Genomic DNA, 26,524 nt, shown 5'->3' on the forward strand with positions numbered 1-26,524 from the left:
CGGCCACCAGCGCCGGCCCAGTAGAACCGAACGGGGCTGGCCCGTCACAGCCACAGAGTTGAGCGGCGTGCCCCGTGGGCACGCAAGCGGGGTGGTACCGCGGCGCTCGCACACAGTGCGGGTGATCGTCCCCGTGCCCTGATCAAGGCACAGGAGAGGCACCCAGTGGTTTCGAGTCCCGACGCGTATCCCAAGCTGCCCGGCGGCGCGCCGAACTTTCCGGCTCTGGAGGCCGAGGTCCTCAAGTTCTGGGAGGACGACGACACGTTCCGGGCCAGCATCGCCCGCCGTGAGGGTGCCCCCGAGTACGTCTTCTATGACGGCCCGCCGTTCGCCAACGGCCTGCCGCACTACGGCCATCTCCTGACCGGTTACGTCAAGGACATCGTGCCTCGTTACCGCACCATGCGCGGATACAAGGTCGACCGCCGCTTCGGCTGGGACACCCACGGACTGCCCGCCGAACTCGAGGTGCAGCGTCAGCTCGGCATCACCGACAAGGCGCAGATCGAGGAGATGGGCATCGAGAAGTTCAACGATGCCTGCCGCGCATCGGTGCTCAAGTACACCGACGAGTGGCGCGCCTACGTCACCCGACAGGCCCGTTGGGTCGACTTCGACAACGACTACAAGACCCTGGACCTGTCCTTCATGGAATCGGTGATCTGGGCCTTCAAGCAGTTGTGGGACAAGGGCCTGGCCTATGAGGGCTTCCGCGTTCTGCCGTACTGCTGGAACGACGAGACGCCGCTGTCGAGCCATGAACTGCGCATGGACGACGACGTCTACCAGAGCCGGCAGGACCCGGCGCTGACCGTGGGCTTCGCGATCCCGGACGGTCCGCTCGCGGGCTCGCACCTGCTGGTCTGGACGACGACGCCGTGGACCCTGCCGTCGAACCAGGCGGTCGCGGTCAACCCCGACGTCACCTACGTCGACGTGCGCGGCCTCGACGGGAATCGCTACGTCCTGGCGGAGGCCCGACTGGCCTCCTACGCAAAGGAATTGGGGGAGGAGCCGGAGGTCCTTGCGACGTTCACCGGCGCCGAACTGCTCGGCACCCGCTACCTGCCGCCATTCCCGTACTTCATGGACACGGACAAGGCGGACAACGCCTTTGTGGTGCTGCGCGGGGAGTTCGTCACCACCGACGACGGCACCGGGATCGTGCACATGGCCCCGGCCTACGGTGAGGACGACAAGGCGACCGCCGACACCGCGGGCATCGTGCCCGCCACGCCCGTGGACTCCAAGGGGCGCTTCGACGCCTCCGTCGCCGACTACCAGGGGCAGCAGGTCTTCGACGCCAACCCGCAGATCATCCGTGACCTCAAGAACGGCACGGGTGCCGCGGGTCGCAACGGGGCGGTGCTCCTGCGGCACGAGACCTACGAGCACTCCTACCCGCACTGCTGGCGCTGCCGTAACCCACTGATCTACCGCGCCGTGTCGTCCTGGTTCGTCAAGGTGACCGAGTTCCGGGACCGGATGGTCGAGCTGAACCAGGAGATCACCTGGTATCCCGAGCACGTCAAGGACGGTCAGTTCGGCAAATGGCTGCAGGGTGCGCGCGACTGGTCCATCTCGCGAAATCGCTACTGGGGCACCCCGATCCCGGTGTGGACGTCCGAGGATCCGGCGTATCCCAGGATCGACGTCTACGGCAGTCTCGACGAACTCGAGCGCGACTTCGGCGTGCGCCCCGACAACCTGCATCGCCCCTTCATCGATGAGTTGACCAGGCCGAACCCCGACGATCCGACCGGAAAGTCGACCATGCGCCGGATCGAGGACGTGTTCGACGTCTGGTTCGACTCGGGCTCGATGCCGTATGCGCAGGTGCACTATCCGTTCGAGAACCAGGCCTGGTTCGACGGAGTCGACAGCACCGATCCCACCGAGACGGTCGCGGGCCATTTCCCCGGTGACTTCATCGTGGAGTACATCGGTCAGACCCGCGGGTGGTTCTACACGCTGCACGTGCTGTCCACTGCGCTGTTCGACAAGCCGGCCTTCAGAACCTGTGTGTCGCACGGCATCGTGCTGGGCAACGACGGGCAGAAGATGAGCAAGTCGCTGCGGAACTACCCGGATGTGTCGGAGGTGTTCGACCGCGACGGATCCGATGCCATGCGCTGGTTCCTGATGGCCTCGCCGATTCTGCGCGGCGGCAACCTCATCGTCACCGAGCAGGGCATCCGCGAGGGGGTGCGGCAGGTGCTGCTGCCGTTGTCCAACGCCTACAGCTTCCTGGCGCTCTACGCGCCGAAAGTCGGTCAGTGGCGTACGGATTCGCAGCATGTGCTGGATCGCTACATCCTGGCCAAGCTCGCGGTGCTGCGCGACGATCTCACCGAATCGCTGGACACCTGCGACATCTCCGTCGCCTGCGATCAACTGCGCCAGTTCACCGAGGCACTGACCAACTGGTACGTGCGCAGGTCCCGAAACCGGTTCTGGGAAGAGGATCGCGACGCGATCGACACGCTGCACACGGTGCTCGAGGTCACCGCACGGCTGGCGGCGCCGCTGCTGCCCCTGGCGACCGAGGTGGTCTGGCGTGGGCTCACCGGCGGGCGTTCGGTGCACCTGACCGACTGGCCCGAGGCTGACCTGCCCAAGGATCCGGCGTTGGTTGCCGCCATGGACCAGGTCCGCGAGGTGTGCTCGGTCGGGTCGTCGCTGCGCAAGTCCAAGAAGTTGCGCGTACGTCTGCCGCTGCCGAAACTGACTGTCGCGGTGGAGGATCCTGCGCAGCTCGCGACGTTCACCGATCTGATCGCCGACGAGCTGAACGTCAAGGCCGTCGAACTGACCGACGACATCGCCAGCTACGGTCGCTTCGAGTTGACCGTCAACGCGCGCGCAGCGGGTCCGCGGATCGGTAAGGACGTGCAGGCCGCGATCAAGGCCGTCAAGGCCGGCGAGGGCGTCGTCAACGCCGACGGGACACTGACCGCGGGGCCGGCGACACTGCTGCCCGAGGAGTACAGCTCGAAACTCGTCGCCGCCGATCCCGAGTACACCGCGGCCCTGCCCGGTGGCGCCGGACTTGTGGTGCTCGACGCGGCCGTCACCCCGGAGCTGGAGGCCGAGGGGTGGGCCAAGGACCGCATCCGCGAACTGCAGGATCTGCGCAAGTCCACGGGACTGGAGGTGTCAGACCGGATCGCGGTGCGGATCGCCGTGCCGCAGGACGGCACCGACAAGCAGCAGTGGGCGCACACTCACCGCGATCTGATCGCGGGCGAGATCCTGGCCACCAGTTTCGATTTCGTGTCGCCGGATGATCTGTCGGATGCCCAGGACATCGGCGACGGAGTGCGGGTGTCGATCGTCAAGGCGTGAACTTCACCCGGCGGCGACCCGCGCGCCCGAGTCGCCGTGCACCACGACGTCGCCGACATGCAGTTGCCTGCCGCGCCGGTGCTCGACCTCGCCGTTGACCGTGACGCCGCCGTTGGCGATCACCACCTTGGCGTCGGCGCCTGTGTCGATCAGGCCGGCCAGTTTGAGGAACTGGCCCAGCCTGATCGAGTCGTCGCGGATCGGCACGTCCTGGACTCCGCCGGCGGGACCGGCCTGCTGGCTCATGGCGTCAGCCTAACGACCTAGCATCGGCACGTGGACGTCTCGGCCCGGTGGGTGCTGCACCTCGACATGGACGCGTTCTTCGCGTCCGTCGAGCAGCTCACCAGGCCCACACTGCGCGGCCGCCCCGTGCTGGTCGGCGGGCTCGGCGGCCGGGGAGTGGTGGCCGGCGCCAGCTATGAGGCCCGCGTCTTCGGCGCGCACTCGGCGATGCCGATGCATCAGGCACGCCGCCAGGTCGGGGCCGGCGCCGTTGTGCTGCCACCGCGCGGCGCCGTCTACTCGGTGGCCAGTCGGCGCGTCTTCGACACGATCCGCGCGGTTGTCCCAGTGCTCGAGCAGTTGTCGTTCGACGAGGCGTTCGGCGAGCCGGCCGAACTCGCGGGCGCCGCGGGCGATCAGGTCGAACAGTTCTGTGAGCGGCTTCGGCGGCGCGTCCTCGACGAGACCGGACTGGTGGCCTCTGTCGGGGCCGGATCCGGTAAGCAGATCGCCAAGATCGCCTCGGGACTGGCCAAACCCGACGGCGTTCGGGTGGTCCGCAGAAGTGAGGAGCGTGAGCTGCTCGACGGCCTGCCGGTGCGCAGGCTGTGGGGGATCGGGCCGGTGGCTGAGGAGAAGCTGCACCGTCTGGGGATCGAGACCGTGGGCGAGTTGGCCGCGCTGGACGACACCGAGGTGGCCAGCATCCTGGGCGCCACGATCGGACCCGCACTGCACCGGCTGGCACGGGGAATCGACGATCGCCCCGTCGCCGAACGGGCCGAGGCCAAACAGATCAGCGCCGAGTCGACGTTCCCGGCCGATCTGACCACGCTGGCGCAGTTGATCGAGGCCACCGGGCCGATCGCCGAACACGCGCACCGCCGCCTGCAGCGCGACGGCCGGGGCGCACGCACCGTGACGGTCAAGCTCAAGAAGGCCGACATGTCCACCCTGACGCGATCAGCCACCCTGCCGTACGCGACCGCCGACGCCGCGACGCTGAGCGCGACGGCGCGCAGGCTGCTGCTCGATCCGATCGAGGTCGGCCCCATCCGCCTTCTGGGCGTGGGCTTTTCGGGTCTGTCAGATGTGCGGCAGGAGTCCCTGTTCCCGGAGTTGGAGCAGGAGCAGACCGAGATGGGCACCGCCCGCGCACCCGATACGGCACCCGAACCCCAGGCCGACGGTTGGCGCATCGGTGACGACGTGCGCCATCCGGAATACGGGCACGGGTGGGTACAGGGCGCCGGGCACGGCGTCATGACCGTGCGGTTCGAAACCAGATCCAGCGGGCCCGGTCTGGTCCGCAACTTCGCGGTGGACGATCCCGGCGTGGTGCGGGCCGACCCGGTCGACAGCCTGGACTGGCCGGACTTCATCGACCCGTCGAGCGACGAGCCCGATCAGTGAGCGTCAACCCCACCGTGCCAGCACCTCCGGCACCGGGGCGCCCGCCGCGAGGGCGGCCATCAGCAGCACCCGCGCCTGCGACGGGCGCAGCGTCGGCACCATCAGTGCCCCGGCCTCCACAAGCGCGGCGCCGGGCCCGTATCCGGGGCTGACGTGTCCACCCGGCACTCGGGTCGAGACCGCGACGGCGACACCCGCGGCGGCGTGCCGCCGCACCGCGGCCACCACCGGTTGGCCGGCGTTGCCCGACCCCAGTGCCTCCAGCACGATCGCCTGCGCGCCCGCGGCCACGCACGCGTCGATCGCCGCGCCGTCAGCGCCCGGATAGGCCCCGACGATGTCCACCCGCGGTGCCCGAACCGCGGACACCGCACCCAGGAACGGCCGGGTCCGGCCGGTCGGCAGCAGCACCTCGGCGCCGACGAACCCCGCCCCCGTCTTGTACAGACCGCGCGGTGCGAACAGGCGCCCCGCCATGCACACCAGGACACCCGCACCCCGGGCACCGGGGTCGGCCGCCACGGCAAGGGCTTGGCGCAGGTTGGCCGGACCGTCGGCGTCCGGTGCATCGGCGCTGTGCATCGCTCCGGTGAGCACGACCGGCGCCGCGCCGTCGTAGGTCAGCTCACACCACAGTGCGGTCTCCTCGAGTGTGTCGGTGCCGTGCGTCACCACGACGCCGTCCGCGCTGGCGGCGGCCTCGGCGACAGACTGGGCGATGGCGTCCCAGTCCGCCGGCGTCAGCTCGGAACTGTCCCGCGACATCAGGTCCACCACCGTGACCTCGGCATCCGGGCTGACCTGCGACAACAGCTCAGAACCAGTGTGCGTGGGGCGTCTGACGCCGTCGGCGCCGGTGCTGGTGGCGATGGTGCCGCCGGTCGTGATCACGACGAGCCGAGTCATGGCCAGATCATGCCTGCTGATACTGCGCGGTGGTGCGGTGTCCGGCATCGGCGCGCGACTGAGGGATGATGGGGGAGTGACTGACGAATCTCCCGGCGCGGTCGAACCAGGGACGTCCGCGGCAGACGAGGTGCGCGAGGACGCCGAGGACGCTGCCCCGGCCGACACCGAGTCGACCGCCGAACCGGCTGAGACCGCCCCCGTGGCGACCGCAGCGGCTCCGGCGCCGCAGGGACGTCTGCGTCTGCTGCTGTCGGTCGCGGCGGTGGTTCTGCTGCTCGACATCGTCACCAAGGTTCTCGCGGTCCGGCTCCTGACTCCCGGCCAGCCCGTCTCGATCATCGGCGACACGGTCACCTGGACGCTGGTGCGCAACTCAGGTGCGGCGTTCTCGATGGCCACGGGCTACACATGGGTGCTCACGCTGGTTGCCACCGGTGTGGTGATCGGCATCATCTGGATGGGGCGGCGGCTTGTGTCGCCGTGGTGGGCGCTGGGCCTGGGGATGATCCTCGGCGGGGCGCTCGGCAACCTCGTGGACCGGTTCTTCCGGTCACCCGGCCCGCTTCGGGGACACGTGGTCGACTTCCTTCAGATCGGCTGGTGGCCGGTCTTCAACGTGGCTGACCCGGCGGTGGTCGGTGGGGCGATCCTGCTGGTCACGCTGTCGCTGTTCGGGTTCGACTACGACGTGGCCGGCAGGCGGATGGCCGAATCCGCGTCCGCCGACGAGCAGTGATGGCCGACCGGTCGATGCCCGTCCCGGAGGGACTGGCGGGTATGCGGGTCGACGCCGGCCTGGCGCGGCTTCTGGGACTGTCCCGGACCGCGGCCGCGGCACTGGCCGAGGACGGTGGGGTCGACATCGACGGCGTCCGGGCGGGCAAGTCCGATCGGCTGACCGCGGGCGCGTGGCTGGAGGTCCGGCTGCCCGAACCGGCCGCGCCCCCGACCAATACGCCCGAGGACATCGAGGGCATGTCGATCCTGTACTCCGACGACGACATCGTGGCGGTCGACAAGCCGCCCGGTGTGGCGGCACACGCGACTGTCGGCTGGCACGGCCCGACCGTGCTGGGCGGCCTGGCGGCCGCCGGATACCGGATCAGCACGTCCGGAATCCACGAGCGGCAGGGCATCGTGCACCGCCTGGACGTCGGCACCTCAGGTGTGATGGTCGTGGCGCTGTCCGAACGCGCCTACACCGTCCTGAAGCGGGCCTTCAAGCAGCGCACCGTCGACAAGCGCTATCACGCCCTGGTTCAGGGTCATCCGGACCCGTCCAGCGGCACCATCGATGCGCCCATCGGCCGGCATCGGGGCCACGACTGGAAATTCGCGGTCACCGAGAACGGGCGGCACAGCATCACGCACTACGACACGGTCGAGGCCTTCGTCGCGGCCAGCCTGCTCGACGTGCACCTCGAGACCGGACGCACTCATCAGATCCGTGTGCACTTCGCGGCGCTGCACCATCCGTGCTGCGGCGACATCACCTACGGTGCCGACCCCACTCTGGCGAAAAAGCTGGGGCTGGAACGGCAGTGGCTGCATGCGCGCTCTCTGGCGTTCGCACATCCCGCCGACGGACGGCGGATCGAGATCACCAGCCCGTATCCGGCCGACCTGCAGCACGCGCTCGACGTGCTGCGCCAGCACGAGTGAGTCTGGACGCCACACAGCGCACTTCGCGCGCCGGCCTGCTCTTCGGGTTGGGCGCCTACGGCAGCTGGGGCCTGTTCCCGGCGTTCTTCCCGCTGCTGAAGCCCGCGGGCGCCTTCGAGGTGTTGGCGCACCGGATCGTGTGGACGCTGGTCTTCATGCTGGCCGTCGTCGCAGCGGTGCGGCGACTGGGCGACCTGTGTCGAATCAGCGGACGGGTCTGGCTGCTGCTGGCCGCCGCGTCGGCGCTGATCTCGATGAACTGGGTCATCTACATCTACGCCGTGAGCAACGGCCACGTCGTCGACGCGGCACTCGGATACTTCATCAACCCCCTGGTCAGTGTGCTGTTGGGAATGCTGCTCTTTCGGGAGCGGCTCAACCGCATGCAGGTGCTGGCCCTGGTCATCGCCGTGGCCGCCGTGGCGGGCGTGGTGGTGCAGGTCGGTGCGCCACCGTGGATCGGGTTGGGGCTGGCGTTCTCGTTCGGCCTCTACGGCGTGGTCAAGAAGATCGTCCCGACCGACCCACGGGTCAGCGTCGGCGTGGAGGCCGGGCTCGCGGCGCCTTTCGCGCTGGCCTACCTTGCCGTGCTCGGATGGACCGGCTCCGGTCACTTCCTGTCCAGCGGCGGGTGGCACATCGCGCTGTCGGTCGTGGCGGGCCCACTGACCGCCATACCGCTGCTGTTCTTCGCGGCCGCCGCCCAACGCCTGGCACTGGTGACCCTCGGCCTGCTGATGTACCTGAATCCCGCGATGCAGATGACCTGGGGAGTCCTGGTCGGGCACGAACCCATGCCGACCGCCCGCTGGGTCGGCTTCGCTCTGATCTGGGTGGCGCTGGCGGTGTTCACCACCGATGCCGTCCGGCGCGCGCGCCGCGCGCCGTCAGTCGCGGAGCCTGCGCAGGTAACCGTCGTCGAGCACCAGGGCGTAGCCGAGGTCGTCGGTGAGGGTGACCCGGCTGGGACTCCACGCGATGGTGACCGCTGACAGGAACGGGTCGGGCAGGTACAGACTGCGGGCGGGGTTGCCCGCGTGGTGCACCTCGACGGTGCGACGCTCCTCCCGCAGCAGCGGAATGGCCGACAGCACGCGGCGTTCGACACAGTATCCGGCGAGCGGAGCCGGGGCGCACGACCGCTGGAGCACCTCCCCGGTGCGCATCTCGACGGCCGTCCGCAGCACGCCGATGCCGGCGACGGTGAGGGCGATCGCGAGCAGTCCCGTCCAGAGCGGCCTCATGCTGAGTTATTGTCCCGCAGCGACGGTGGTGTGCTCGGCACCAGATCTTCGTCACGCCCAGGGGCGGTGCGAATGCGAAAGGTGAACAGATGACGGACCCAGCGGGCCGCGACGCGGCACGCACTCGCCGCAAACGCTGGATTGCGGTGACCGCGGCACTGGTCGGGCTGACCATGATCGTGCCGATCACCGCGGTGCTGATCCAGCAGGGATTCGACTCACCGGAGTCGGCCGCGGGTTCGGAGACCACGGCCCCCACCCCGGATGTGCCGAAGATCAAACCGCTGACCGTGCGCCCGGTGGTCAAGGCCGTGATGACCACACCGGAGGAGTGCCCGCAGGGAATGATGGGGCCACCCACCGAGACCGTGCAGTTGTGCGACATCGAGAAGACCGCGCTGTTCACGCTCAGTTCCGAGGCGGTGCAGCTTCAGCTGACCCAGGCCGAGGCGCTGCTGTCGCCGCTGAACAACTCCTATTACGTGCAGGTCGCGCTGACGCCCGAGTCGGCCCAGACGTTCTCCGACTTCACCGCGGCCAACATCGGCAAGCAGGTGGCGTTCGTGCGCGGCGGGGTCGTGGTCTCGGCCCCGCAGATCGGCCAGCGCCTCGACGGCGACACCCTGCAGCTGTCCGGCGAGATGACCGCCGAGGAGTCCGAGGGGATGGCGCGCCTGCTGCGCGACGAGGCCTGAAAACGTCGTCTCGGACGCGCCCGGCGGCGACACGCCGGGCGGCACGCCGAGACACCCAGCACCGTCCGCGAGTCACCCCGGCGGTGTCGGACGGGGGTTCTAGACTGACGGGCCTATGGGTAATCGCGGCTTCGTTCACCTGCACAACCACACCGAGTACTCGATGCTGGACGGTGCCGCCAAGATCAAGCCCATGCTGGCCGAGGCGCAGCGCCTCGAGATGACCGCGGTCGGCATGACCGACCACGGCAACATGTTCGGCGCCAGCCAGTTCTACAACGAGGCCAAGAGCGCCGGCATCACGCCGATCATCGGGGTCGAGGCCTACATCGCGCCCGGATCGCGCTTCGACACCCGCCGGATCACCTGGGGTGACCCCAGCCAGAAGGCCGACGACGTGTCGGCCAGCGGCGCTTACCTGCACATGACGATGGTCGCGCAGAACGCGACCGGCCTGCGCAACCTGTTCAAGCTGTCGTCGCTGGCATCGTTCGAGGGCCAGCTCGGCAAGTGGCCCCGGATGGACGCCGAGATCATCGCCGAGCACGCCGAGGGCATCATCGCCACCACCGGATGCCCCTCGGGTGAGGTGCAGACCCGGCTGCGCCTGGGCCACACGCAGGAGGCGCTGGAGGCCGCCGCCAAGTGGCGGGAGATCTTCGGTCCGGAGAACTTCTTCCTCGAACTGATGGACCACGGGCTGTCCATCGAGCGGCGGGTGCGCGACGGGCTGCTGGAGATCGGCCGCAAGCTCGCCATCCCGCCGCTGGCCACCAACGACTGCCACTACGTCACGCGTGAGCATTCGCACAACCACGAGGCGCTGCTGTGCATCCAGACCGGCAAGACGCTCTCGGATCCCAACCGGTTCAAGTTCGACGGCGACGGCTACTACCTGAAGTCGGCCGCCGAGATGCGCGCTATCTGGGACGACGAGGTGCCGGGCGCGTGTGACTCGACGCTGCTGATCGCCGAACGGGTCACGCCGTACGACGAGGTGTGGGCACCCGTCGACCGGATGCCGGTGTTCCCCGTGCCGGAGGGCCACGATCAGGGCTCATGGCTGAAGCATGAAGTCCACGCGGGCCTGCGGCGGCGGTTCCCCGACAATGTGCCGCAGGAGTACATCGATCGCGCGGAGTACGAGATCGACGTCATCTGCGGCAAGGGCTTCCCGTCCTACTTCCTGATCGTCGCCGACCTGATCAACTACGCGAAGTCGATCGACATCCGGGTGGGGCCGGGCCGCGGCTCGGCCGCGGGCTCGCTGGTGGCCTACGCGTTGGGCATCACCAACATCGACCCGATTCCGCACGGCCTGCTGTTCGAGCGCTTCCTCAACCCCGAACGTCCGTCGGCGCCCGATATCGACATCGACTTCGACGACCGCCGTCGTGGTGAGATGGTGCGGTATGCCGCCGAGAAGTGGGGCAGTGACCGGGTGGCCCAGGTCATCACCTTCGGCACCATCAAGACCAAAGCGGCGCTGAAGGATTCGGCCCGCGTGCACTACGGGCAGCCCGGCTTCGCGATCGCCGACCGGATCACCAAGGCGCTGCCCCCGCCGATCATGGCCAAGGACATTCCGCTCTCGGGCATCACCGACCCGAATCACGAGCGGTACAAGGAGGCCGCCGAGGTCCGCGGTCTGATCGACACCGACCCGGACGTCCGGACCATCTACGAGACCGCGCGCGGCCTCGAGGGCCTGGTCCGCAACGCAGGTGTGCACGCCTGCGCGGTCATCATGAGCTCCGAACCGCTGATCGATGCGATCCCGCTGTGGAAGCGTCCTCAGGACGGTGCGGTCATCACCGGGTGGGACTACCCGTCGTGTGAGGCCATCGGCCTGCTGAAGATGGACTTCCTGGGGCTGCGAAACCTCACGATCATGGGGGACGCGCTCGAGAACATCAAGGCCAACCGCGGCATCGAACTCGACCTCGACTCGGTGCCGTTCGATGACCCGGCCACCTACGAGCTGCTCTCCCGCGGTGACACTCTGGGCGTGTTCCAGCTCGACGGCGGGCCCATGCGGGACCTGCTGCGGCGCATGCAGCCCACCGAGTTCAACGACATCGTCGCGGTGCTGGCGCTGTACCGGCCCGGCCCGATGGGCATGAACGCCCACAATGACTACGCCGACCGCAAGAACGGCCGGCAGCCGATCAAGCCGATCCACCCCGAGCTCGAGGAACCGCTCAAGGACATCCTGTCGGAGACCTACGGCCTGATCGTCTACCAAGAGCAGATCATGTTCATCGCCCAGAAGGTCGCCTCCTACACGATGGGTAAGGCCGATGCGCTCCGAAAGGCGATGGGCAAGAAGAAGCTTGAGGTGCTCGAGGCCGAGTACAAGGGCTTCTACGAGGGGATGACCGCCAACGGCTTCTCCGAGAAGGCCGTCAAGGCGCTGTGGGACACGATCCTGCCGTTCGCCGGGTACGCGTTCAACAAGTCGCACGCGGCCGGGTACGGCCTGGTGTCGTACTGGACGGCCTACCTCAAGGCCAACTATCCCTCGGAGTACATGGCCGGCCTGCTGACGTCCGTGGGCGATGACAAGGACAAGGCCGCGGTCTACCTGTCCGACTGCCGCCGCCTGGGCATCACGGTGCTGCCGCCCGACGTCAACGAGTCCGTGCAGAACTTCGCCTCGGTCGGCGACGACATCCGGTTCGGTCTGGGCGCGGTCCGCAACGTCGGCGCCAATGTCGTGGCCTCGTTGATCGAAACCCGGAGGCAGAAGGGTAATTTCACCGACTTCTCGGATTACCTCAACAAGATCGACGTCGCGGCCTGCAACAAGAAGGTCACCGAGTCGCTGATCAAGGCCGGCGCGTTCGACTCCCTCAAGCATGCGCGCAAGGGCCTGTTCCTGGTGCACACCGACGCCGTCGACTCGGTGTTGGGCACCAAGAAGGCCGAGGCCATGGGCCAGTTCGACCTGTTCGGCGGTGCCGATGAGGGCGGCGGCACGGACTCGGTGTTCACCATCAAGGTGCCCGACGAGGAGTGGGACGACAAGCACAAACTCGCGCTGGAACGCGAGATGCTCGGTCTGTACGTGTCGGGGCACCCCCTCGACGGTGTGGCGCACCTGCTGGCCAATCAGGTCGACACCCAGATCCCCGCCATCCTCGACGGCGACGTCGCCCACGATGCCCAGGTTCAGGTCGGCGGCATCCTCGCCTCGGTCAACCGCAGGGTGAACAAGAACGGACTGCCTTGGGCCTCAGCGCAACTCGAGGACCTCAGCGGTGGCATCGAGGTGCTGTTCTTCCCGCAGACCTACTCGGTGTACGGCGCCGAGGTCGCCGACGACACCGTCGTGATCCTCAAAGCCAAGGTGGCCGTGCGCGACGACCGTCGTTCGCTGATCGTGCACGACCTCGTGGTGCCCGACTTCTCCAACGCACAGCCCGACCGTCCGCTGGCGGTGAGCCTGCCCACCCGGCAGTGCACCATGGACAAGGTCACCGCGCTCAAGCAGGTGCTGGCCCGGCATCCGGGGACCTCGCAGGTGCACCTGCGGTTGATCAGCGGTGAGCGCATCACGACGCTGGAGTTGGATCAGTCGCTGCGCGTGACGCCATCCTCGGCGCTGATGGGCGATCTGAAGGCCCTGCTGGGCCCGGGCTGCCTCGGCGGTTAGCACTCCGATGCTGAGCGCGTGGCGGTTCGTCGCCACGTTCGGGGTCGTGAGCCTGTTGGCCGACGTCGTCTATGAAGGCGCCCGGTCCATCACGGGTCCGCTGCTGGCGTCGCTGGGTGCGACCGCGGCGGTCGTCGGCGTCATCAGCGGTGTGGGGGAGGCCGCCGCGCTGATCCTGCGCCTGGCCTCGGGCCCGCTGACCGACCGCACGGGCCGGTTCTGGGCCTGGGCGATCGGAGGATATCTGCTCACGGTGTGCACCGTGCCGTTCCTGGGTATCGCGGGCGTGCTGTGGGCGGCGGGCGCGCTGATCATCGCGGAGCGGGTGGGCAAGGCCGTGCGAAGTCCGGCCAAGGACACGCTGCTCTCGCATGCCGCCGCGGTCACCGGGCGGGGGCGCGGATTCGCGGTGCACAAGGCGCTCGACCAAGTCGGGGCGTTCGCCGGGCCGCTCGCGGTGGCCGGCCTGCTGGTGGTGTTCGGCGGGGCGTACGGGCCGACGTTGGCGTTCCTGGCTCTGCCGGGTGCGGCTGCGATCGCCCTGCTGCTGTGGCTGCGCGCCCGCGTCCCTGAACCGTCCCGCTACGAAGCTTCGGTGACGGCCGCCGATGTCACATCTGGTCCAGGGCAACGCTTTCCGACGTCGTTCTGGGTGTACTCAGGATTCTCAGCGGCGACGATGCTGGGGTTCACCACGTTCGCGGTGCTGTCCTTCCATCAGGTCTCGCGCGGAATCGTGGGTGCGGGCTGGGTGCCCGTCATCTATGCCGCGGCGATGGGGGCCGCGGCCATCGCCGCGCTGGCGACGGGCTGGACCTACGACCGGATCGGTGGCCGGGTGCTGGCGGTGTTGCCCGTGTTGGCCGCCGCGGTTCCGGCGCTGGGGTTCAGCGCGGATCTGCCACTGGTGGTCGCCGGGGCGGTGGCGTGGGGTGCTGCCGTCGGCATTCAGGACTCGACCTTGAAGGCCGTCGTCGCCGATCTGGTGCCGCCGCCGCGGCGGGCCACGGCGTACGGCGTGTACGCCGCGGTGATCGGGTCGGCATTGGCCGGTGGGGGTGCACTGACCGGTGTGCTGTACGAGCGCTCCATTCCGCTGCTGATCACCGTGGTGATCGCCATCCAAGTGGTCGCCATGGCGGCGCTGCCGTGTGTGCTGCGCGTTGGGCGACGCTGAAGGTCATTGTCCACAATCACGGTTTCGTCCACAGGTTGGCGCTTCGGTATGGCGGCGGGCGTGGACGACGACGACAATCGAACGTATGTGCGATACGGGGTTTGATTCGGAGGACGACGTGTCGGTCGTGTCCGCGATCAGCGCTTTCGCACGCGCGGAGGCTGCCGCGGCGGCGCATCGGCTGGCGGCGATCCATGCGCTGATGGAGTTGAGGGTCTGCGATGACGGTGAGCGCGCACGCTGGGTATGTGACACCTGGGATGCGTGCGCCGCCGAGATCGGCGCCGCATTGGGCATCAGTGGGCGCAAAGCTTCCGGTCAGATGCATGTCGCGCTGGCCATGCACGTGCGCCTGCCCCGAGTCTTCGGGTTGCTTCAGGCTGGGGTGATCAGTGCGCGGACGGCATCGATCATCTGCTGGCGCACCCGGATGGTGATCGACGACGACGCCAACGCCGCCATCGACGGTGATATCGCCAGGCAGGCGTCTGGGTGGGGGGCGTTGTCGGAGGCCAAACTCGACGTGGAGATCGACAAGGTGCTGGCCGAGCATGATCCGGATGCGGTGGCAGCGTTTGAGGCGGCGGCCCGGGGGCGGGATGTGCAGTTCGGCAAGCCCGAGGATGAGACGGGCACCTGCTCGATGTGGGGTCGGATCTACAGCACCGACGCCGCGCTGATCAGGAAACGGGTGGTCCAGTTGACTCGTCACCTGTGCAGTGATGACCCCCGCAGCGCGGGGGAGCGCCGTTCCGACGCCCTGGGGGCGATGGTCTCCGAGTCCGGGCCGCTGGCGTGCCGCTGCGGAAGGCCCGAATGTGTCGGCGCCACGGTGAAACCCAGCCGCAGCCCCGCAGTCATCCATGTCCTGGCCGACGAGCGGGCCGTGGCTGCGGCCCGGGTGGGGATCGCCGAGGAAACGCGGCAGGCCGCGCAAGGCTCGTCTGAGTGCGTGGCAGTGCCCGACCCCGCCGCCCGGGCCGCTGGCGCCTCGGCGCAGGACTCGTCGCCCTCACCCGCAGCCACCCCCACGTCGGCGCGGCGGCCGGCAGCGGTGTTGCAGGGCGGCGGTATCGTGCCCCAGCCGCTGTTGGCCGAGCTCCTCAAGGCCGGCGCCGCCGTCAAACCGCTCAAACCACCCCCACAAACCGCAGAGCCTGGGTATCACCCCTCGGCGGCGCTGGCGGCGTTCGTCCGTGCCCGGGATATGTTCTGCCGCTTCCCGGGGTGCAGCACCCCGGCAGTTCTGCGACATCGACCATGCGATTCCCTATCCAGTGGGGCCGACGCACCCGTCGAATCTGCGCTGCCTCTGCCGAAAGAACCATCTGCTCAAGACTTTCTACACCGGTCCCGAGGGCTGGTCGGATGTTCAGCACCCCGACGGCAGCATCACCTGGACCGCCCCGACCGGCCACATCTACACCACCCACCCCGGCAGCCGCATCGTCTTCCCGCACTGGGACACCACCAACGCGGCCCTTCCGGAGGTTCAACTCCGGCCGGGGACGCCTGCCAGCAACCGCGGCCTGCAGATGCCGAAACGCCGTCGCACCCGCCGGGCCGAACAGGAGCAACGAATCAAAAGGCTACGGGCACAATGGGATACGAGCTGACGCGTGGTGAAAGAGGGCGGATGCACTGGTGTCGAAAAGCTTGCTTCGTCTCTCGACAACGGGGGAGTGCCCAAGGCGGCACTGCGGTGGGCGCCGCGAATCAGCGCATGCGGTGCGTGATACCGAAGCCCACCCATGCGACGGTGCCCACGGCGGCGCCGCTCAGAACGCCTGCACCCAGGCTGGCGGTCGCCACGCCGACGACACCGAAGACGACTGCGGCCACGACCAGCGCGATCACCTTGTAGGCGGGCCACGGCACGCCGGCGATCGTCACCTCCCGCGATGCGGGGTGGGTGACTGCTGAGCGGAACTGCTCGGCGGTGGTCATGAGCACCACGATAGCTCGTAGAAAACTTTTCGGCCAACCGAAACCCCGGATCCGGCGTGTCGATTTCGATAGCCTGACTACATGCCACTGACAGGGGATTACGCACCCAGCACCTCGGACTGGGCTAGGGAGAACGCCGAGGAGTACATGGAGTCCGGCGGCACGTAAGGGCACCGAACTCAACGGTAAGGCCGTGGTGCTGCTGACCACTGTCGGCGCCAAGACCGGCAAGATTCGCAAGACCCCGCTGATGCGGGTGGAACACGACGGCGAGTACGCGATCGTCGCCTCCCTTGGCGGTGCGCCCAAACACCCCGTCTGGTACTTCAACGTCAAGGCGAATCCGCTGGTCGAACTGCAGGACGGCACGGTGTCGCGCGACTACGAGGCCCGCGAGGTGTTCGGCGACGAGAAGGCCGTGTGGTGGGAGCGGGCGGTGGCGGCGTGGCCCGACTACGCCGAGTACCAGAAGAAGACCGACCGTCAGATCCCGGTGTTTGTGCTCACACCCGTGCGCTGACGCGCCGTAAACGATTTCTTCTGCCAAAAGCCCACGTGGCACGATGTAGCGGTGTCCGCTGAAGTGAGCCAGAAGCATCGGTTGTCGCCGCTGACCGCGGCCGACGTCGAGGCGGCTGCTCGCCGAATTTCGGGCGTCGTCTCACCGACCCCACTGCAGTTCAGCGACCGGTTGTCCCAGCTCACCGGGGCGCTGGTGTACCTCAAGCGTGAGGACCTGCAGGTCGTGCGGTCCTACAAGGTCCGCGGTGCCTACAACCTGCTGATGCAGCTGACCCCCGAGGAGATCGCCGCGGGGGTGGTGTGCTCGTCGGCGGGCAACCACGCACAGGGTTTCGCGTTGGCGTGCCGGTCCATGGGCATCCACGGTCGCGTCTATGTGCCGGCCAAGACGCCCAAGCAGAAGAGGGACAGGATCCGGTACCACGGCGGTGACTGGATCGAGCTGATCGTCGGCGGCAAGACCTACGACCTGGCGGCCGAGGCCGCCCTCGAGGATGTCGCGCGCACCGGCGCCACGTTGGTGCCGCCCTACAACGACCCGCGGACCATGGCCGGGCAGGGCACGATCGCGGTCGAGATCCTCGACCAGCTCGACGGCGAGCCGGACCAGGTGGTCGTACCCGTCGGCGGCGGCGGCTGCATCAGCGGGATCGCGAGCTATCTCGCCGAACGGACCACTTCCACGTCGGTCCTTGGGGTGGAGCCGGCCGGTGCCGCGTCGCTGATGGCCGCGCTGGCCGTCGGGGAGCCGGTGACGCTGGACGACGTCGATCAGTTCGTCGACGGCGCGGCCGTGGCACGGATCGGGGCGGAGCCGTTCGCGGCACTGGCCGCGGTCGGAGACATGGTGTCGGTGACCACCGTCGACGAGGGTGCGGTGTGCACCGCGATGCTCGATCTCTACCAGAACGAGGGCATCATCGCCGAGCCGGCCGGGGCACTGTCGGTCGCCGGCCTGCTGGAATCCGAGGTGGAACCCGGGTCCACGGTGGTCTGCCTGATCTCCGGCGGCAACAACGACGTGTCGCGCTACGGCGAGGTCCTGGAGCGCTCGCTGGTGCACCTGGGTCTCAAGCACTACTTCCTGGTCGACTTCCCGCAGGAGCCGGGTGCGCTGCGCCGCTTCCTCGACGAGGTGCTCGGCCCCAACGACGACATCACGCTGTTCGAGTACGTCAAGCGGAACAACCGCGAGACCGGCGAGGCGCTGGTCGGTATCCAACTGGGTGCGGCCTCCGATCTGGAGGGCCTGCTCGATCGGATGTCCAGTTCGGAGTGCCACATCGAACTGCTCGAACCGGGCTCGCCGACCTACCGCTACCTGACCTAGGTGGTCCGCAGCACCGCGAACGACTGCCCGTCCAGCGCCGTGGCGGTGCTGCCGACGCGGGGCTGCCCCCACGCGTACACGACATCGCCCGTCACCGGGACGGTCACCGGGTCCGGCCCCAGGTTGCACGCGATCACCAGCCCGCCGCGCCGAAGCACAATCCAGCGTGCGTCCTCGTCGAAGTCGACGCCGAGGTGGTCGAGCCGGAAGTCACTGAGATCGGTCTCGTTGCGGCGCAACGCGATCAGGTCGCGATAGAGGCCCAGTATGCGCGCGTGCCTGCCTTCGCCGGGCTCGGCCCAATTCAGCTTCGAGCGCAGGAAGGTCTGCTCGTCCTGGGGGTCGGGGACCTCCTCGGCGTCCCAGCCGTGGTCGGCGAACTCGGCGCGACGGCCCTCCCGGGTGGCTTCCCCCAGCTCGGGCTCGGGATGCGAGCTGAAGAACTGGAACGGCGTGTCGGCCGCCCACTCCTCACCCATGAAGAGCATCGCCGTGAACGGAGTGAGCAGCGCCAGCGCGGCACTGACCGCCAGTTGACCATCGCTCAGGTAGGCCGAGGGGCGGTCGCCGACGGCCCGGTTGCCCACCTGATCGTGGGTGCTGGTGTACGCCAGCAGGCGAGAGCCCGGGATCATCGAGGTGTCCAACGGCCTGCCGTGTCGGCGCCTGCGGAACGATGAATGCGTTCCAGCGTGGAAGTAGCCGTGACGCAGCGTGTGCGCCAGTGTCTCCACCGAGCCGAAATCGGAGTAATAGCCGTGGTTCTCGCCCGACACGGCGGTGTGCAGCGCGTGGTGGATGTCATCGTCCCACTGGGCGGTCAGGCCGTAGCCGCCCTGGCTGCGCGGCGTGATGAACCGCGGGTCGTTGCGGTCGGTCTCGGCGATCAGCGAAAGGGGACGGCCCAGCTGTTCCGACAGGTCGTCGGTTTCGGCGGCCAACTCCTCGAGAATGTGGATCGCCGTGGTGTCGACCAGTGCGTGCACCGCGTCGAGTCGCAGTCCGTCGGCGTGAAAGTCGCGCATCCAGCGCAGCGCGCAGTCGATGATGTATCTGCGCACCTCGTCGGAGTCGGCGTCGGCGATGTTGATGCCCTCACCCCACGGGTTGGTGCCCGACGACAGATAGGGCCCGAACCGCGGCAGATAGTTCCCCGACGGGCCCAGGTGGTTGAACACCGCGTCGATCAGCACACCGAGTCCGCGTCGGTGGCAGGCGTCGACGAACCGCACCAGGCCGTCGGGCCCGCCGTAGGGTTCGTGCACCGCGTACCAGAGCACACCGTCGTATCCCCACCCCCGCGGTCCCGCAAAGGCGTTGACGGGCATGACCTCGACGAAGTCGACGCCCAGTTCCACCAGATGGTCCAGTCGCTCAATCGCCGAGTCGAACGTGCTGCCAGGGGTGAAGGTGCCGATGTGCAGTTCGTAGATGACGGCCCCCTCGACGCTGCGACCGGCCCACGCGGCGTCGCCCCAGGTCGCCGCCGCGGCGTCCCACAGTGCCGAAGGTGCGTGCACACCGTCGGGTTGGCGGGGTGAGCGCGGGTCGGGGAGCACCGTGGGGTCGTCGTCCAGGACGAACCCGTAGCGGCTGCTCACCGTGGCCGGGGCGCTCGCCCGCCACCATCCGTCCGCGGAGCGTGTCATCGGATATCGGGTGCCGTCGACGTCGAGCTGCACTCGGTCCGGTCGCGGTCCCCAGACCGCGAACTCCCGCTCAGTCATCGGCACGCTCCAGCAGGGCCACCGGAAGTTCGTTGAACAGCGTTGGGGCGGAGACGATTCCGGCATGCTGGGCGCCGGTGAGGCAGTCGGTCCAGGTGCCGTCGGGCAGGGTCAGCGCCGTGTCACCCCACCCCGCGTCTGCCAGAGTGACCGTCCAGCGGCTCACCGCGACGAGGACGTCGTCGCCTCGCAGGAAGGACACCAGGTGGGCCGCCAGGTCGCCCGTCGGCAGCAGCGGCGTGTGACGGCCGGACAGGAACGTCTGCGGCCGCCGCCGGCGCAGGTGCAGTGCGGCCCGCACGACACGCAGCTTCGGGTGCTCGAGTGCGGTCAGCGCGCGGCGCCGCGCCGCGTAGTCCACCGGTCTGCGGTTGTCGGGGTCGACCAGGCTGTCCTCCCACAGCTCGGTGCCCTGATAGACATCGGGGACGCCGGGCACGGTGAGCGACAACAGCTTCTGACCCAGCGCATCGCTGCGGGCATGCGCGTCCAACTGGCCGAGCAGAGCGGTCATCTCGGTGCCGACAGGACCGTCGAGCACCCGATCGACCCAGGTGTGCACCGCAGCCTCGAACTCCTCGTCGGGGTCGTTCCACGACGTCCGCAGATGTGCCTCCCGGATCGCCTTCTCGGCGTAGCCGTGCACGCGGGCGCGGAAGGTGTCGTCGATGACCCCGTCGCTCGGCCAGACCCCGAAGAGGTTCTGCCACAGGAAAAGCGCGGTGCTCGCATCCGGCGGTGGGGCCATCTCCTGCCACACACCGACGAGTTGCGTCCACAACGCGGCCACCTGCGAGAGGACTCCGATGCGGGCGCGGACGTCTTCGCCGCGCTTGGTGTCGTGGGTGGTCAGCGCGGTCATCGCGGTCGGCCAGTGCGCGGCACGCACCGCAGCGCTGTGGTGGAACTCCGCGGCGCTGACGCCGAACCGGTCGGGGTCGCCGCCGACTTCGTTGAGTGACACCAGGCGCGTGTCCCGGTAGAACAGGCAGTCCTCGACGGCCTTCGCGGTCACCGCCCCGCACAGCTGCTGAATCCGCGCGGCCGGTTCGGGGGCATCCAGCGCGGCCGCGACGATCTGCAGGGGCGCGGCGAGTTCCGGTTTCTCCGCGGCGGTTTCGGCGATCGCGGTGGACATCATCGCGACCAGACTGGGATAGTCGCAGCGGTACACCTCGATGTGGGTCAGCAGGGCGGCAACGGCCTGCGGCAGCAGATCGTGGTCGGCGCCGGTGGCCGTGACGATCGACCGCCGCACCCGGGCCAGTTCACTGGCCAGGGTCTCGGTGGCCGCGACGGTCTTCAGGGCCGCGGTCTGCTCCTCGACGCTGTCGTGGGAGAAGCCCGCCTCGGCCGAGAGCGCGGTCAGCGCCGGTGCGCCTGCGGGATCGACGAACAACCCCCCGATCTCACGCAGCGCGTCGTATCCCGTCGTGCCGTCGACCGGCAGCGTCGGCTCCAGTGCCTCGTCGGGCGCCAGGATCTTCTCGATCACCAGATAGGCGCTGGGGCCGATGATTTCGCGCAGCCAGTTCAGGTAGCCGACCGGGTCGGTCAGGCCGTCGGGGTGGTCGATGCGCACCCCGTCGACCAGGTTCTCGTCGAACCAGCGCCGCACTTCGGTGTGGCTCGCGTCGAACACCTCGCGGTCCTCCTGCCGAAGACCGGCCAGCGAAGTGATCGAGAAGAACCGGCGGTAGCCGCACACATTGTTGCGCCAGCCCACCAGGCGGTAGTGCTGTCGGTCGTGCACCTGTGCACCAGTGCCCTCGGCGGTTCCCGGTGCGATGGGGAACACCAGGTCGCCGAGTCGCAGGACGTCCCCGTCGACGTCAAGGGCGTCCACATCGCCGTCGTCGCCGAGCACCGGCAGGACGATGCGCCCCTCGGGATCCAGGCTCCAGTCGATGTCGAAGAACGCCGCAAAGCGCGAGGATCGACCGTGCCGCAGCACATCCCACCACCACGGATTCTGCTGAGGTCGCTCGACGCCGACGTGGTTGGGCACGATGTCGATGATCAGACCCATGCCGCGTTCGCGGGCCGCCGCCGAGAGCGCCGCCAGACCCTCGGGTCCGCCGAGTGCGGCCGAGACCGCCGTGGGATCGGTGACGTCGTAGCCGTGCGTCGAGCCCGTGGCGGCCGTCAGGATCGGCGACAGGTACAGGTGGGTGATGCCGAGGTCGTCGAGGTGGTCCACCAGTGCGGTGGCGTCGGCCAGTGTGAACGCATCGCCGCGCATCTGCAGGCGATAGGTGGACAGCACCGGGTGCGCCATGCGGTCACGCCGTCTTCTGCAGGACGAGAACCGATCTGGGCTCCAGCGGGATCTTCTCGCCAGCCTTGACGACGATCGTGCCGGCGCCGTCGGCGACGGCGGTGTCGAGCACGGCGGTCCACTCCGACGCGTAGCTCTCGTCGGGCGCCATGAAGTCCAGCGCCGCGTCATGGGCGTTGAAACAGAGCAGGAACGATGTGTCGACGACCCGCTCACCGCGTTCGTTGGGCGACGGGATGGCGTCACCGTTGAGGAACACCGCCACGGACTTGCCGAATCCCGAGCCCCAGTCCTCCGGCGTCATCTCCTGCGCGGCCGGAGTGAGCCACGCGATGTCGCGGGTCTGATCACCCGTGCGGATCGGCTTGCCCGCGAAGAACCGCCGCCGCCGGAACACCGGGTGGCCAGTGCGCAGAGTCGTGGCGCGGCGAACGAAGGCCAACAGGTCGGCGTTGGTGTCGCGCAGGGTCCAGTCCATCCACGACAGCGGCGAGTCCTGGCAGTAGACGTTGTTGTTGCCCGACTGCGTGCGACCGAACTCGTCGCCGTGGCTGATCATCGGTGTGCCCTGGCTGACCATCAGGGTGGCCATGATGTTGCGCATCTGCTTGGCCCGCAACGCCAGGATCTCGGGGTCGTCGGTGGGGCCTTCGACGCCACAGTTCCACGACCGGTTGTGGCTCTCGCCGTCGCGGTTGTCCTCGCCGTTGGCCTCGTTGTGTTTCTCGTTGTAGGACACCAGGTCTGCCAGCGTGAAGCCGTCATGGGCCGTCACGAAGTTGATGCTGGCCCCGGGGCGCCGGCCGGTGGCCTCATACAGATCCGACGACCCGGTGAGCCGGGACGCGAATTCGCCGAGTGTTGCGGGCTCGCCCCGCCAGTAGTCACGCACAGTGTCGCGATACTTCCCGTTCCACTCGGTCCACAAACCTGGGAAGTTCCCGACCTGGTAGCCGCCCTCGCCGATGTCCCAGGGTTCGGCGATGAGTTTCACCTGGCTGACCACGGGGTCCTGCTGCACGAGGTCGAAGAATGCGCTGAGTCGATCGACGTCGTAGAACTCACGTGCCAGCGTGGAGGCGAGGTCGAAACGGAAGCCGTCGACGTGCATCTCGAGCACCCAGTAGCGCAGCGAGTCCATGATCAGCTGCAGCGTGTGCGGGTGGCGGGCGTTGAGGCTGTTTCCCGTCCCGGTGAAGTCCTTGTAGTACTTGAGATCGCCGTCGAGCAGTCGGTAGTACCCGGCGTTGTCGATGCCGCGGAAGTTGATGGTGGGCCCCAGATGATTGCCCTCGGCGGTGTGGTTGTAGACGACATCCAGAATGACCTCGATGCCGGCCTCGTGGAATGCCTTGACCATGCTCTTGAACTCCGCGACCGCGGCGCCGGCTCGGCGGTTGGCGGCGTACTGGTAGTGCGGCGCGAAGAAGCCGACCGTGTTGTAGCCCCAGTAGTTGCGCAGCCCGAGTTCGACGAGTCGGTGGTCATGCATGAACTGATGCACCGGCATCAGTTCGATCGCCGTGACGTTCAGGGACTTGAGGTGGTCGATGATCACCGGATGGCACAGGCCGGAGTAGGTGCCGCGCAGTTCCTCCGGGACGCCGGGATGGCTCTGGGTCATGCCCTTGACGTGCGCCTCGTAGATGATCGTCTTGTGGTAGGGCGTGCGCGGCGCTCGGTCGTTGCCCCAATTGAAGAACGGGTTGATCACCACGCTGGTCATGGTGTGGCCCAGGGAGTCGACCATCGGGGGAGTGCCGCCGGCGGCGGGGTCCTCGGCCGCGAGGTCATAGGAGAACAGCGCCTGGGTGAAGTGGAAGTCGCCGTGGAAGGACTTCCCGTACGGGTCGAGCAGCAGCTTGGATGGGTCGCAGCGGTGCCCCGCCTCGGGTGCCCACGGCCCGTGCACGCGGTAGCCGTAGCGCTGGCCGGGTGTGATGGTCGGCAGGTAGGCGTGCCAGACGTAGCCGTCGACCTCGTCGAGGTTGATCCGCGTCTCCGTGCCGTCCTTGGCGATCAGGCACAGCTCGACCTTCTCGGCGACCTCAGAGAACAGTGAGAAGTTCGTGCCCGCACCGTCGTAGGTGGCGCCCAGGGGGTACGGCGTGCCCGGCCACACCGTGGTCACGGCGGGTGCTGACGGCCGCAGCGGGTCCGAGGACATCACTTGACCTTATCGGCGGGCCGGTCTGCCTGCTCGGCGCAGGACGTGACGGTCACCACCAACCCGTGGCGGCCGCGATCTGCCGGCCGAGTTCGGGAGCCATGGTGCGCATGTAGGTGGCGGTGAAGTGGTGAGAGTCGTGATACAGCAGCACATTTCCCTCGACCGAGCGGCACACGGTGCGGCGGCACACCGCATCGCTCATGTCCAACGGCTTCAGGTTGGGGAAGCGCGCGGTGAAGTCGAGCGTCGGATTGCGCGCGGCCAGCACCACCGAGCGTTTCACCGAGCAGTCCTCGTCGTCGCCGCCGTCGGCCAGGCACTCCTTGGGGATGAACGGTTTGGTGTTCTTGACCATCCACGGGGTGTCCCGCATCGCCAGAACCTTGATGCCGTTGTCGGCGAACTGCTGCCAGATGCCGATGTAGGTGCCGGGCATGACGTCGCCCGGTTTGATGTTCCACGGCCGGGTCGAGGTGGTGAACACGTAGTCGGGACGGTCGGCGATGATCTTGTCCATCGCGTCCTTGACCCACTCGGCGCACTGTGGGTAGGGCTTGTTGCTGCCCATGACCAGCGGCAACTTCTCGGTGGACAGCGGGCAGCCCATCTTCAGGTAGGTGACCACCTTGAAGTTGTGCATCCGGCCGAGCAGATCCAGCGCGGTGATCCAGTGCTCGGCGTGGGACCCGCCGGCCAGCGCGATGGTGCGGGTCGCGTTCTTGTCGCCGTAGGTGCAGTTGATGACGGCGCCGTTCTTGAAGTCGCTGATGCAGCCGTCGTCGGTCGAGACCGGCAGGTCCTTGGCGGCTTCGAGCACGGTGGGCCGCATCGGGACCCGCGGCACCTTGGCGTCCTCGAGCAGGGCCTTGGCGCCGGGGTAGTCGCGGGCGCTCAGACCGGCCAACTCCTTGCCGTCGGTGCGCTGCAGCATGACGTGTTCCCGCCAGGTGAACGACGTCGCGGTCAACGCCACACCCAGCAGCACGACGGTCGAGCCCAACACCATGGTCGGGCGGCGCAACCGGGTCCACCAGCCGACCCGGTGCTGGTCGGGGCGGGTCGCCGGGGCGCGATAGCGCAACGGTTCCTCGACGAAGCGCATCGTGAGGTAGGCCAGCACGCCGGAGACGGCCAGCACCGCGGCGCCCTCGGCGAAGTTCACCGCCGTCTTCCCGGTGTGGGAGAGCCAGAAGATCAGCAGCGGCCAGTGCCACAGGTACAGCGAATACGCCATCGCGCCCAGCGTCACCAGCGGCCGCCAGGCCAGCACGCGACTGGGCACCGGGACCCGGCCCCGGGTGTGCGGATCGGCGTGCCGGTTGGCCGCGGCCAGGATCATCAGGACCGTGGCGCCGACGGGCACCAGCGCCCACGGGCCGGGGAACTCCTTGACGCCGTCGATCACCCACCCGCAGGCGAAGATCGCGGCCAGACCGACGATCGCCAGCAGCGTGCGCACCCACATCGGGCACCGGACATACCCGACGACGGCGCCGGCGAGCGCACCCACCAGCAGCTCCCAGGCGCGCGCGAAGCTGTTGTAGTACGCGGTGGCCTGATCGGCGTTGTGCGCGATGATCGCGTAGACGAACGACGCGATGGTCAGCGCCGACAGCAGCACCACGAAGAAGATCCGCAGGCGCCGGCCGAACGGTTTGCGCAGCAGCGCCGTGCACAGCAGCACCAGCACCAGGAACGCGATGTAGAACTGTCCCTGCACCGACATCGACCAGATGTGCTGCAGCGGGCTGACGGCCTCCCCGGCGCGCAGGTAGTTCGACGCCGACCCGGCCAGCTCCCAGTTCTGGTAGTACCCGAGGCTCGCCAGGCTCTGGTCGGCGAAGGTCTCCCAGCGCGTCTCGGGCTGGATCAGGATCGTCAGCACGGCCGACGCGGCCAGCACGACGACCAGAGCCGGCAGCAGGCGGCGCACAAGGCGGACGACTTCGCGCCCCGGGTTCAGAGTGGTTCCGGGTGTCAGCGCGTTGCGCAGCAGCTTGCCGCCGAAGAAGAACCCGGACAGCACCAGGAACACGTCGACGCCGCCGGACACCCTGCCGAACCAGACGTGGAAGACAGCAACGAGCGCGATGGCGACACCGCGCAGGCCATCGAGATCATGTCGGTAGAAACCCGCCTTCCTGGTCCCCATCGCGGTCGGGGGCGCAGGATCCGGAACGCTTTCTTGCGCCGACCGGGAGGGGAGCAGGGCAGTCATGTTC

Annotated in this window: 18 protein-coding genes and 2 pseudogenes; 12 read left to right on the plus strand and 8 right to left on the minus strand. The window is 68.3% G+C overall.

Features of this window, described 5'->3' with window-relative positions; genetic code table 11:
• Positions 1-165: 165 nt before the first annotated feature.
• A complete protein-coding gene (ileS, locus tag A5727_RS23830) occupies positions 166-3,348 on the plus strand; it encodes an isoleucine--tRNA ligase (RefSeq protein ID WP_068256188.1) in 3,183 nt (1,060 codons plus the stop codon).
• 3 nt (positions 3,349-3,351) lie between these two features.
• On the opposite strand, the gene A5727_RS23835 is transcribed toward ileS, so the two are convergent.
• Positions 3,352-3,594: an RNA-binding S4 domain-containing protein gene (locus A5727_RS23835; protein ID WP_068256191.1), complete on the minus strand. Its 243-nt coding sequence runs from the start codon at positions 3,592-3,594 to the stop codon at positions 3,352-3,354.
• Positions 3,595-3,660: 66 nt separating this feature from the next.
• On the opposite strand from A5727_RS23835, the gene A5727_RS23840 reads away from it, so the two are divergent.
• On the plus strand, positions 3,661-4,986 hold the full coding sequence (locus A5727_RS23840) for a DNA polymerase IV (protein ID WP_068256582.1): 1,326 nt from the start codon (positions 3,661-3,663) through the stop codon (positions 4,984-4,986).
• Between the two features lie 3 nt (positions 4,987-4,989).
• On the opposite strand, the gene A5727_RS23845 is transcribed toward A5727_RS23840, so the two are convergent.
• Complete coding sequence (locus A5727_RS23845) at positions 4,990-5,892, minus strand: asparaginase (RefSeq protein WP_068256195.1); 903 nt, start codon at positions 5,890-5,892, stop codon at positions 4,990-4,992.
• 76 nt (positions 5,893-5,968) lie between these two features.
• Between A5727_RS23845 and lspA the strand changes: the two genes are divergently transcribed.
• The 3 genes from lspA to rarD are packed head-to-tail and all read left to right on the plus strand — an operon-like array spanning position 5,969 to position 8,549.
• Positions 5,969-6,631, plus strand: a complete 663-nt coding sequence (gene lspA, locus A5727_RS23850; protein WP_502687708.1) for a signal peptidase II — start codon at positions 5,969-5,971, stop codon at positions 6,629-6,631.
• Positions 6,631-7,557, plus strand: a complete 927-nt coding sequence (locus A5727_RS23855) for an RluA family pseudouridine synthase (RefSeq protein ID WP_068256198.1) — start codon at positions 6,631-6,633, stop codon at positions 7,555-7,557. The genes lspA and A5727_RS23855 overlap by 1 nt, the downstream gene beginning before the upstream one ends.
• Positions 7,554-8,549 carry an EamA family transporter RarD gene (rarD, locus tag A5727_RS23860; protein WP_082949994.1) on the plus strand — a complete coding sequence of 332 codons (996 nt, stop codon included), beginning with the start codon at positions 7,554-7,556 and terminating at the stop codon, positions 8,547-8,549. The genes A5727_RS23855 and rarD overlap by 4 nt, the downstream gene beginning before the upstream one ends.
• On the opposite strand, the gene A5727_RS23865 is transcribed toward rarD, so the two are convergent.
• Positions 8,445-8,801, minus strand: coding sequence for a hypothetical protein (locus A5727_RS23865; protein WP_068256201.1), 357 nt, complete (start codon positions 8,799-8,801; stop codon positions 8,445-8,447). The genes rarD and A5727_RS23865 overlap by 105 nt on opposite strands.
• Before the next feature lie 89 nt (positions 8,802-8,890).
• Between A5727_RS23865 and A5727_RS23870 the strand changes: the two genes are divergently transcribed.
• From A5727_RS23870 to A5727_RS28270, 5 genes and pseudogenes are all read left to right on the plus strand, one after another.
• The gene (locus A5727_RS23870; RefSeq protein ID WP_068256203.1) at positions 8,891-9,496 is read left to right on the plus strand and encodes a SecDF P1 head subdomain-containing protein; all 606 of its coding nucleotides are present in this window, start codon (positions 8,891-8,893) and stop codon (positions 9,494-9,496) included.
• 115 nt (positions 9,497-9,611) lie between these two features.
• Positions 9,612-13,151, plus strand: coding sequence for a DNA polymerase III subunit alpha (gene dnaE, locus A5727_RS23875; protein WP_068256206.1), 3,540 nt, complete (start codon positions 9,612-9,614; stop codon positions 13,149-13,151).
• Between the two features lie 7 nt (positions 13,152-13,158).
• Entirely contained in the window at positions 13,159-14,328 is a 1,170-nt protein-coding gene (locus tag A5727_RS23880) for an MFS transporter (protein WP_068256210.1), read from the plus strand.
• Between the two features lie 202 nt (positions 14,329-14,530).
• Positions 14,531-15,169, plus strand: a pseudogene (locus tag A5727_RS28265) (DUF222 domain-containing protein); the annotation flags it as partial.
• Between the two features lie 436 nt (positions 15,170-15,605).
• On the plus strand, positions 15,606-15,944 hold the full coding sequence (locus A5727_RS28270) for a hypothetical protein (protein ID WP_068256213.1): 339 nt from the start codon (positions 15,606-15,608) through the stop codon (positions 15,942-15,944).
• A gap of 100 nt (positions 15,945-16,044) precedes the next feature.
• Here the strand turns inward: A5727_RS28270 and A5727_RS23890 are convergent, their stop codons facing one another.
• On the minus strand, positions 16,045-16,275 hold the full coding sequence (locus tag A5727_RS23890; protein ID WP_068256589.1) for a hypothetical protein: 231 nt from the start codon (positions 16,273-16,275) through the stop codon (positions 16,045-16,047).
• 81 nt (positions 16,276-16,356) lie between these two features.
• Between A5727_RS23890 and A5727_RS23895 the strand changes: the two are divergent.
• Together A5727_RS23895 and ilvA are read left to right on the plus strand one after the other, a co-directional pair.
• Positions 16,357-16,795, plus strand: a pseudogene (locus A5727_RS23895) (nitroreductase family deazaflavin-dependent oxidoreductase).
• A gap of 51 nt (positions 16,796-16,846) precedes the next feature.
• Positions 16,847-18,127 (plus strand): threonine ammonia-lyase IlvA, encoded by a 1,281-nt coding sequence (gene ilvA / locus A5727_RS23900; protein WP_068256216.1) that lies wholly within the window; start codon positions 16,847-16,849, stop codon positions 18,125-18,127.
• Here the strand turns inward: ilvA and treZ are convergent.
• The 4 genes from treZ to sucT are packed head-to-tail and all read right to left on the minus strand — an operon-like array spanning position 18,124 to position 26,520.
• The gene (gene treZ, locus A5727_RS23905; RefSeq protein ID WP_068256592.1) at positions 18,124-19,854 is read right to left on the minus strand and encodes a malto-oligosyltrehalose trehalohydrolase; all 1,731 of its coding nucleotides are present in this window, start codon (positions 19,852-19,854) and stop codon (positions 18,124-18,126) included. The genes ilvA and treZ overlap by 4 nt on opposite strands.
• Complete coding sequence (gene treY, locus A5727_RS23910; protein WP_068256221.1) at positions 19,847-22,132, minus strand: malto-oligosyltrehalose synthase; 2,286 nt, start codon at positions 22,130-22,132, stop codon at positions 19,847-19,849. The genes treZ and treY overlap by 8 nt, the downstream gene beginning before the upstream one ends.
• 4 nt (positions 22,133-22,136) lie before the next feature.
• Positions 22,137-24,299 carry a glycogen debranching protein GlgX gene (glgX, locus tag A5727_RS23915; RefSeq protein WP_068256225.1) on the minus strand — a complete coding sequence of 721 codons (2,163 nt, stop codon included), beginning with the start codon at positions 24,297-24,299 and terminating at the stop codon, positions 22,137-22,139.
• Positions 24,300-24,351: 52 nt separating this feature from the next.
• Positions 24,352-26,520: an acetyltransferase SucT gene (gene sucT / locus A5727_RS23920; RefSeq protein ID WP_068256229.1), complete on the minus strand. Its 2,169-nt coding sequence runs from the start codon at positions 26,518-26,520 to the stop codon at positions 24,352-24,354.
• Positions 26,521-26,524: the final 4 nt, after the last annotated feature.

The sequence above is a fragment of the Mycobacterium sp. ACS4331 genome, assembly GCF_001667265.1.
GTDB lineage: Bacteria > Actinomycetota > Actinomycetes > Mycobacteriales > Mycobacteriaceae > Mycobacterium.

Bases quoted from the DNA above. Each gene is read 5' to 3' on its own strand.
- A5727_RS23835 (WP_068256191.1), bottom strand. From the start codon at position 3,594: ATGAGCCAGCAGGCCGGTCCCGCCGGCGGAGTCCAGGACGTGCCGATC.
- A5727_RS23840 (WP_068256582.1), top strand. From the start codon at position 3,661: ATGGACGCGTTCTTCGCGTCCGTCGAGCAGCTCACCAGGCCCACACTG.
- A5727_RS23845 (WP_068256195.1), bottom strand. From the start codon at position 5,892: ATGACTCGGCTCGTCGTGATCACGACCGGCGGCACCATCGCCACCAGC.
- A5727_RS23855 (WP_068256198.1), top strand. From the start codon at position 6,631: ATGGCCGACCGGTCGATGCCCGTCCCGGAGGGACTGGCGGGTATGCGG.
- A5727_RS23865 (WP_068256201.1), bottom strand. From the start codon at position 8,801: ATGAGGCCGCTCTGGACGGGACTGCTCGCGATCGCCCTCACCGTCGCC.
- A5727_RS23870 (WP_068256203.1), top strand. From the start codon at position 8,891: ATGACGGACCCAGCGGGCCGCGACGCGGCACGCACTCGCCGCAAACGC.
- dnaE (WP_068256206.1), top strand. From the start codon at position 9,612: ATGGGTAATCGCGGCTTCGTTCACCTGCACAACCACACCGAGTACTCG.
- A5727_RS23880 (WP_068256210.1), top strand. From the start codon at position 13,159: ATGCTGAGCGCGTGGCGGTTCGTCGCCACGTTCGGGGTCGTGAGCCTG.
- A5727_RS23890 (WP_068256589.1), bottom strand. From the start codon at position 16,275: ATGACCACCGCCGAGCAGTTCCGCTCAGCAGTCACCCACCCCGCATCG.
- treZ (WP_068256592.1), bottom strand. From the start codon at position 19,854: ATGACTGAGCGGGAGTTCGCGGTCTGGGGACCGCGACCGGACCGAGTG.
- treY (WP_068256221.1), bottom strand. From the start codon at position 22,132: ATGGCGCACCCGGTGCTGTCCACCTATCGCCTGCAGATGCGCGGCGAT.
- glgX (WP_068256225.1), bottom strand. From the start codon at position 24,299: ATGTCCTCGGACCCGCTGCGGCCGTCAGCACCCGCCGTGACCACGGTG.
- sucT (WP_068256229.1), bottom strand. From the start codon at position 26,520: ATGACTGCCCTGCTCCCCTCCCGGTCGGCGCAAGAAAGCGTTCCGGAT.